The sequence below is a fragment of the Streptomyces soli genome (assembly GCF_003999195.1).
Classification (GTDB): Bacteria; Actinomycetota; Actinomycetes; order Streptomycetales; family Streptomycetaceae; genus Actinacidiphila; species Actinacidiphila soli.
This window is the reverse complement of the sequence record NZ_RJVR01000243.1, coordinates 1-7,103: the sequence shown is the minus strand read 5'-3', so window position 1 is coordinate 7,103 and position 7,103 is coordinate 1. Positions and strand designations below refer to the sequence as shown.

Genomic DNA, 7,103 nt, shown 5'->3' with positions numbered 1-7,103 from the left:
CTGGCGCGAGCGGCGCCGGGCGGCCCGGCGCCGCGAGGGGCCGATGTTCGGCGGGACGCTGTTCCTGCTCGCGGTGGCGGCCGCCGCGACCGGCACGGCGGCCGCCTGGGACTCCCGTCCGCTCGGTACGAGCCTGGAGATCGGCTTCGCGGCAGCGCTGGCCGTCCTCGGCCTGGGCTTCGTCGTCAGTACGTGGTGGGGGCGGCTGGGCGGCGGGACCGTCTTCTGGGCGGTGGTGGTGACGGGGCTGCTGGTGGCCTCGGCGGCGCTGCCCAAGTCCATCGGCACCCACTGGGCGGAGCGGTCGTGGGCGCCCACCAGCGCGGCGGCGGTACTGCCCTCGTACGAACTGGGCTCGGGCCGGGCCGATCTCGACCTGAGCGCGGTCGAGCCGGGCGGGAAGACGGTGAAGACCAGGATCGAGCTCGGCGCGGGCCAGATCAATGTCACCGTGCCGAAGGACGTCACCGTGAACCTGCACGTCAAGGTCGGGGTCGGCGACGTCCAACTGCCCGGCGATACGGGCAAGAAGGTCAACGTGCACCCCGGGCAGGACCGTACGGTCTCGCTCGGTCCCGTCGACGGGCTCAAGTCCGCCGGCACGATGCAGCTCGAGGTCAAGCTCGGCCTCGGACAGGTGAGGGTGCTCCGTTGAGGCGGCACGGTTTCGACCTGGCGGCCCTGCTCACGGGCCTGGTCCTGCTCGCCCTGGCGGCGGCCTTCCTCCTCGACGCCTCCGGCGCCTGGCGCATCACCGGGCAGCGGTCCGTGCCGCTCGCGGCCGGCGGGCTGGCGCTGGCCGCGATCGGCGCCCTGGTCAGCAGGGCCGTACGGGGGCGGCGCTCAGTACCTCCGGCGCCGGGCGCGGGCCCGGGCGATGGCGGCGTCGACGGACAGTAGCGGGGCGCCGGCGAGGACCAGCGGGAGCCAGGCCATCAGGTAGATGAGGTCGTTGCCGTAGTAGTACGGCTGCGTCGCCCAGCTCACCGTCAGCCACAGGCTCAGGGAGATCAGCGCCCCGCCGAGGGCCGCGAGCCTGGCGAACAGGCCGAGCAGCGTGCCGATGCCGACCGAGATCTCGCCCAGGGCGATGGCGTAGCCGAAGGCATGCGGATTCTTCAGCGCGAGGTCGATCATGGCCGGGATCGCGGCGCTGCCACGGACCCCGTTCAGCGTCCCGACCAGCGACCCGGGTGCGGAGTCGGTGAAGAACGTGTTGCTGGTGATCTTGTCGAGGCCCGCGTACACGAAGGTCACACCCAGGAAGATCCGCAACGGCAGCAGCGAATACCGCCTCGCGGCATCCCGCCAGGGGCCCTGGCTGCGCTCCGCGCCTCTCGCACCCGCCCGTCCCGTGCCCGACATGCCGGTCAGACTCATGGCCTTCCGCCTCTCTCGCGCTCTGCTCCGCCGCCCGCCAAAACGATTCTTCTCTGTTCGGCAGCCTTAGTTGTGCATACGTGCGCGAACCCGGCCCAGTTCACCACTTCGTCAGTCGAATATGCCGGTTTCCGCCCGCACAGTCCGCTCGTACATCGGCTGGTAGTTGATCCAGGCCACCAGGTCGTTCCCGATCTGGTCCCGGGTCCGCACCGCATTGTCATGGTCGATCGCCACCGGCTTACCGGCCGCCTTGGCCGCGAGCTGCGTCCCGCAGGCGCGCTCCATGGTGATGAACCACCACGCTGCGGCGTCGACCGAGTCCCCGACCGTCAGCAGTCCGTGATTCCGCAGGATGAGCGCCTTGTGCGGGCTCACAGCCTCGGCGATACGGCGGGCTTCCTCCTCGTCAACGATCACGCCGGTGTACTCGTCGAACAGGGCGTGATCCTCGTAGAAGGCGCACACGTCCTGGGTGATCGGCTCCAGCAGTTCCCCCAGCGTCGAGAACGTCCGGCCGTGCGTGGAATGACAGTGGGCCACGGCGATCACCTCCGGCCGGGCGCTGTGCACCTGCGCGTGGATCGCGAAGGCGGCCTGGTTGACGTGATGGCCGCCCTCGACGACCTGCCCCGCGCTGTTGGCCAGCACCAGGTCACTGACCCGGACATGGGCGAACGGCACGCCGAAGGGGTTGACCCAGAAATGGTCCGCGAACTCCGGGTCGCGGGCGGTGATGTGGCCCGACACCCCTTCGTCGTACCCGAACAGTCCGAACAGGCGCAGCGCGGCGGCCAGCCGCTCCTGGCGGTGGCGGCGCTCCTCGGCGACGTCCGCGAAGGTCGGCGGCAGCGCGAAGTGCAGACGCTCCGTGGGTATGGGCTGCGGCGGCATCGGCGAGGTGTCGGTCATGGCGCGGAAGTTACCCCGAGGTACGGCAGATGGCCAGGCCCGGACCCATGAGAAAGTGCCGCCGCTCGGACAAGTCGAGCGGCGGCACTGTCGTGGAGGCGGAGGGAGGTCACTCCCACTCGATGGTGCCCGGCGGCTTGCTCGTCACGTCGAGCACGACGCGGTTCACATCCTTGACCTCGTTGGTGATCCGGGTGGAGATCTTCGCCAGCACCTCGTACGGCAGCCGGGACCAGTCGGCCGTCATGGCGTCCTCGGACGAGACCGGGCGCAGGACGATCGGGTGGCCGTACGTACGGCCGTCGCCCTGGACGCCCACCGAGCGGACGTCGGCGAGCAGCACGACGGGGCACTGCCAGATGTCGCGGTCGAGGCCGGCCAGGGTGAGCTCTTCGCGGGCGATGGCGTCCGCGTCGCGGAGTAGGTCCAGCCGCTCCTTGGTGACCTCGCCGACGATACGGATACCGAGGCCGGGGCCGGGGAAGGGCTGACGCTGGACGATCTCCTCGGGCAGGCCGAGCTCCTGCCCGACCATGCGGACCTCGTCCTTGAAGAGTTTGCGCAGCGGCTCGACCAGTTCGAACTCGAGGTCGTCGGGAAGGCCGCCGACATTGTGGTGCGACTTGATGTTGGCGGTGCCGGTGCCGCCGCCGGACTCGACGACGTCCGGGTAGAGGGTGCCCTGCACCAGGAAGGCGACCTCTTCGCCGCCCGCGGCCTCGGCGACGATCTCGGCCTGCGCCTGCTCGAAGACCCGGATGAACTCGCGGCCGATGATCTTCCGCTTCTCCTCGGGGTCGGAGACCCCGGCCAACGCGGACAGGAAACGCTCCTCCGCGTCGACGACCTTGAGCTGGACGCCGGTCGCGGCGACGAAGTCCTTCTCGACCTGCTCGGACTCGTCCTTGCGCATCAGCCCGTGGTCGACATAGACGCAGGTGAGGCGGTCGCCGATGGCCTTCTGGACCAGCGCGGCCGCCACCGCCGAGTCGACGCCGCCGGACAGGCCGCAGATGGCGCGCTTGTTCCCGACCTGGGCGCGGATGGCGGCGACCTGCTCGTCGACGACGTTGGTCGTGGTCCAGGTCGGGGCCAGGCCGGCGCCCCGGTAGAGGAAGTGCTCCAGGACCTGCTGCCCGTACTCGGAGTGCATGACCTCCGGGTGGTACTGGACGCCGTACAGCTTGCGCTCGTCGTCCTCGAAGGCGGCGACGGGGACGACGTCGGTCGAGGCGGTCACCGTGAAGCCGGCCGGGGCGGCGGAGCAGGCGTCGCCGTGCGACATCCAGACGGACTGCCGGTCCGGGGTGCCCTCGAAGAGCGTGGAGCCGGGCTTGGAGACGGCCAGCGGGGTGCGGCCGTACTCGCGGGCGCCGGTGTTGTCGACGGTGCCGCCCAGGGTGGTGGCCATGAGCTGGAAGCCGTAGCACATGCCGAAGACCGGGACCCCGGCCTCGAAGATCGCGCGGTCGAGCGTCGGGGCGCCCTCGGCGTAGACCGAGGAGGGGCCGCCGGAAAGGATGATCGCGCTGGGGTTCTTGGCGAGGATCTCCGCCACCGGCATCGTGCTGGGCACGATCTCGCTGTAGACCCGCGCCTCACGCACACGGCGCGCGATGAGCTGGGCGTACTGCGCTCCGAAGTCGACGACGAGAACAACGTCCGGGTTCACGTTGTCGGGGGCGGCTGGGGTCGCTGATGCCACGGCGTGCCTTCCGGCGGTTCGTACGAGGGGGCTGGAACCCGAGTCTACCGGGCCTCGCACCACCACCGGCCCGCGTGGCATACTCACCCCATGTTCTCGACCACGCACTTCGCGTTTACCTATGGCACCGGCTGGTCCGGCTGCCATGGTCGTGCTGTCTGAGAGCAGAACCCCAGACTTCACCAGGCGCCCCGGGCCACTCGGCCCGGGGCGCTTCGTGCTTCTCGGACCGATCCGGCCCCGGGCGCGCGACCCCGAGGAGACACGGACCATGACCACCACGCAGGCCACCGCCACCGACCTGATCGGCACCGCCCGGGAGCGCATCGACGCGCTCGACGGAGAGATCATCGCCCTCGTGCAGGAACGGATGGGCGTCTCGGCCGAGATCCAGCGGACCCGGATCGAGTCCGGCGGCCGCCGGGTGCACCTCACCCGCGAGATGGAGGTGCTGACCCACTACAGCGACGCCCTCGGCAAGCCGGGCACGGCTCTGGCGATGACGCTGCTGGAGCTGTGCAGGGGCCGGGTCTGACCCGTTCGGGGGGAGTCACCCGTACGGCACGTGACCGCGTCCGGGCGGCTTCGTTGAACCGGTGTCCGTCCCAGCCAGGGACGGTCACCTTGGCCAGGGACAGAAGACGTCGGACAACCACGCGTGGACACCGCTCAGACGCAGCTGGGCGGCATGCCATCGGAGCGAGAGGCGTGCCCCCGCCGAGTGGAACAAGCGGGGCACGTCGTGGGACCTCGCTCCGGTGTATGTGACCGGACAGCAGGGGACAGCAGCCCGGTCACGACTCAAAGAGGCGGTCGGTTCCGGGGACGCTCGGGACCGGCCGCTCTGCGAGACACAGATTACTCATCCGCGGGACGAGTGCGGACATTCAACACCCGATCGGGCGAATCGAATAGATCACGGATTCGCATCTTCGGTTTTGCTCGTACAACTACGCGCCCTCGACGCGAGTCTCCCTTGCATGAAGCTTCACAGAGCCATCGCGGCCGCCGCCGCGACCGCCGCCATCATCCCCGCCGCGCTGATCGGCGCCTCCGCCGCCGCGTACGCGGACGAGACCACGCCCGCCGCCACCACAGCGGCCGCAAGCGACTCCGCGTCTGCCGCCGCCACCGAGTCCGCCACCGAGTCCGCCTCCGAGTCCGCCTCCGAGTCCGCCTCCGAGTCCGCCTCCGAGTCCGCCTCCGAGTCGGCCTCGTCGTCCGCCTCCGCTTCCGCGTCGGATTCCGCCTCCGCTTCGGCATCCGCGAGCGACTCCGCCTCGCCCTCGGCGTCGGCCTCCGTTTCGGCCTCCGACTCCGCGTCGCCTTCCGTCGAGCCGACCAACGGCACGAACTGCGACGGCTCCGGCCAGGACATCATCCAGGACGACAACCTCACCACCTCGCTCACCGGGCTGCCCTCGAAGGTCGTGGCCGGCAGCGGCTGGCACGGCTTCACGCTCGACGTCGACAACTCCTCGGACAGTGCCTACAAGCGCGTCGACCTCGGCGTCTTCGCCGCCTCCATCGACAACAAGGACTACAACGACACCACCGGCCACCTGACCCTGCAGTGGCAGGACCCGGAAAGCGGCAAGTGGCAGGACATCTCCCTCGACGAGAACGACCAGGGCGCGGGCTACGTCGGCTACACCGACGTCAAGCCGCACGAGTCCCTCTCGCTCAACCTCCGCCTGAGCGTCGACAAGTCCGCCCCGGCCGGCATCGGCTTCGCCATCAGCATCGGCATCTACGCCAACGACAAGGGCGAGTGCGTCTACTCCGGCGGCGACAGCTACTACCAGTTCGACATCCTCGCCGCCGGTTCGGACCCGGGTAACCCCGGCAACGCCGAGCCGCAGACCGGCGGCAAGACGCACACCAAGCCGGCCGGCGACACCCAGATCGGCAGCCTGGCCGACACCGGCTCGTCCTCCGCCCTGCCGGTGATCGCCCTCGCGGGCGGCGCGGCCGTGGCCGTCGGCGGCGGCGCCATGTTCGTCGTACGCCGCCGCAAGGCCGGCACCGCAGCCTGAGCCGACACCCGGGCGCCCGAACACCGGGCGCCCGGGCGCGCCTCTAGTTCGGCGGGACCTTCGGCACCGGCAGCAGCGGCAGCCGCAGCGCGCCGAACGCGTCCTTGGGGACCGCCGGGTGGTGCGGCTCGACCGCCACCAGCCGCAGGTAGGGCTCATCTTGGGCGGGTCGGGTATCCGCCTCGCCCTTGTTGGGCCACAGGGACATCGCGCGCTCGGCCTGGGCGGTGATGGTCAGCGACGGATTCACGCCCAGGTTGGCCGAGACGGCGGCGCCGTCGACGACCTGGATGCCCGAGTGGCCGTACAGCCGGTGGCGGCGCCTCACGGTTGGTCGCCGTAGGAGCTGATGGAGAGGGGTCCGGGTGCCCGAAATTCTCTCGGGCACCCGGACCAAACAGCGGGAAACTGCTGCGTGCTGGTGGTGGCTTGCGCTGTGCTCTGACTACTAGCGACCGCCCCAGCCCCAGCCGCCGCCGTGGCCCCAGCCCCAGCCGCCATGGTGGTGGCCCCAGCCGCCGCCGTGGCCCCAGCCGCCGCCGTGGCCCCAACCCCAGCCGCCATGGTGGTGGCCCCAGCCGCCGCCGTGGCCCCAACCCCAGCCGCCGCCCCAGCCCGCCTTGTCGGGGGCCGTAGTCACCACGCTGGACGACGCGTGGGTGGTGGCCGCGCTGGCAACGCCAGCCGAGGCACCGATGGCGACGATAGGCGCCACGCAAACAGCGGCGGCCAGTCGCCTGATCTTTGACATGTGCATGATGTTCCCCCTCTTCCCGGGGGTCGAAGTGCGGGGTTTCTCAATGCGTCTTCATGGAACTAGACGCCTCGTATCACCAAAACTACGATTAAAATTGGATTAAGTCAAAGTAAAATATGTAAATCCCTATAAAAGGGTGCATATTATGACGACTCCTGGACGGCCGTTCGCAGACCAGGACCCCCGCCTGGCCGACCGGGAGGGCGGCCCGGATCTTGCCGCGCTTCCTTCGAGGCGGCGCAGCCGGGAGTCCCAACTCGCCGTGCTTCGGGCCACCGTGGACCTGCTGAACGAGGTGGGCTACCGGCGCCTG

The 7,103-nt window shown here is 70.1% G+C and carries 7 protein-coding genes and 2 pseudogenes; 4 read left to right on the top strand and 5 right to left on the bottom strand.

Annotated elements, in window-relative coordinates; genetic code table 11:
• Together EFK10_RS24455 and EFK10_RS24450 are read left to right on the top strand one after the other, a co-directional pair.
• Positions 1 to 655, top strand: a pseudogene (locus EFK10_RS24455) (LiaF domain-containing protein); the annotation flags it as partial.
• Positions 652 to 900 carry a hypothetical protein gene (locus tag EFK10_RS24450; RefSeq protein WP_240677439.1) on the top strand — a complete coding sequence of 83 codons (249 nt, stop codon included), beginning with the start codon at positions 652 to 654 and terminating at the stop codon, positions 898 to 900. The pseudogene EFK10_RS24455 and the gene EFK10_RS24450, both read left to right, overlap by 4 nt.
• Here EFK10_RS24450 and EFK10_RS24445 read toward each other — a convergent pair.
• The 3 genes from EFK10_RS24445 to guaA form a co-directional block, all read right to left on the bottom strand.
• Complete coding sequence (locus EFK10_RS24445; RefSeq protein WP_407647129.1) at positions 844 to 1,380, bottom strand: DoxX family protein; 537 nt, start codon at positions 1,378 to 1,380, stop codon at positions 844 to 846. The two genes, EFK10_RS24450 and EFK10_RS24445, sit on opposite strands and share 57 nt — an antisense overlap.
• Before the next feature lie 111 nt (positions 1,381 to 1,491).
• Positions 1,492 to 2,292, bottom strand: coding sequence for a class II aldolase/adducin family protein (locus EFK10_RS24440; protein ID WP_240677438.1), 801 nt, complete (start codon positions 2,290 to 2,292; stop codon positions 1,492 to 1,494).
• A 109-nt stretch (positions 2,293 to 2,401) separates the two neighbouring features.
• Positions 2,402 to 3,997: a glutamine-hydrolyzing GMP synthase gene (gene guaA, locus EFK10_RS24435; protein WP_206305573.1), complete on the bottom strand. Its 1,596-nt coding sequence runs from the start codon at positions 3,995 to 3,997 to the stop codon at positions 2,402 to 2,404.
• Positions 3,998 to 4,229: 232 nt separating this feature from the next.
• Between guaA and EFK10_RS24430 the strand changes: the two genes are divergently transcribed.
• Complete coding sequence (locus tag EFK10_RS24430; RefSeq protein ID WP_265737556.1) at positions 4,230 to 4,532, top strand: chorismate mutase; 303 nt, start codon at positions 4,230 to 4,232, stop codon at positions 4,530 to 4,532.
• 445 nt (positions 4,533 to 4,977) lie between these two features.
• The gene (locus EFK10_RS50815; protein ID WP_240677437.1) at positions 4,978 to 6,033 is read left to right on the top strand and encodes an LAETG motif-containing sortase-dependent surface protein; all 1,056 of its coding nucleotides are present in this window, start codon (positions 4,978 to 4,980) and stop codon (positions 6,031 to 6,033) included.
• Between the two features lie 43 nt (positions 6,034 to 6,076).
• Here the strand turns inward: EFK10_RS50815 and EFK10_RS24420 are convergent.
• Both EFK10_RS24420 and EFK10_RS48830 read right to left on the bottom strand, forming a co-directional pair.
• A pseudogene (locus tag EFK10_RS24420) lies at positions 6,077 to 6,349 on the bottom strand (cholesterol oxidase); the annotation flags it as partial.
• 132 nt (positions 6,350 to 6,481) lie between these two features.
• The gene (locus tag EFK10_RS48830; RefSeq protein ID WP_206305572.1) at positions 6,482 to 6,784 is read right to left on the bottom strand and encodes a hypothetical protein; all 303 of its coding nucleotides are present in this window, start codon (positions 6,782 to 6,784) and stop codon (positions 6,482 to 6,484) included.
• Positions 6,785 to 7,103 lie beyond the last annotated feature (319 nt).

Bases quoted from the DNA above. Each gene is read 5' to 3' on its own strand.
- EFK10_RS24445 (WP_407647129.1), bottom strand. From the start codon at position 1,380: ATGAGTCTGACCGGCATGTCGGGCACGGGACGGGCGGGTGCGAGAGGC.
- EFK10_RS24440 (WP_240677438.1), bottom strand. From the start codon at position 2,292: ATGACCGACACCTCGCCGATGCCGCCGCAGCCCATACCCACGGAGCGT.
- EFK10_RS50815 (WP_240677437.1), top strand. From the start codon at position 4,978: ATGAAGCTTCACAGAGCCATCGCGGCCGCCGCCGCGACCGCCGCCATC.
- EFK10_RS48830 (WP_206305572.1), bottom strand. From the start codon at position 6,784: ATGTCAAAGATCAGGCGACTGGCCGCCGCTGTTTGCGTGGCGCCTATC.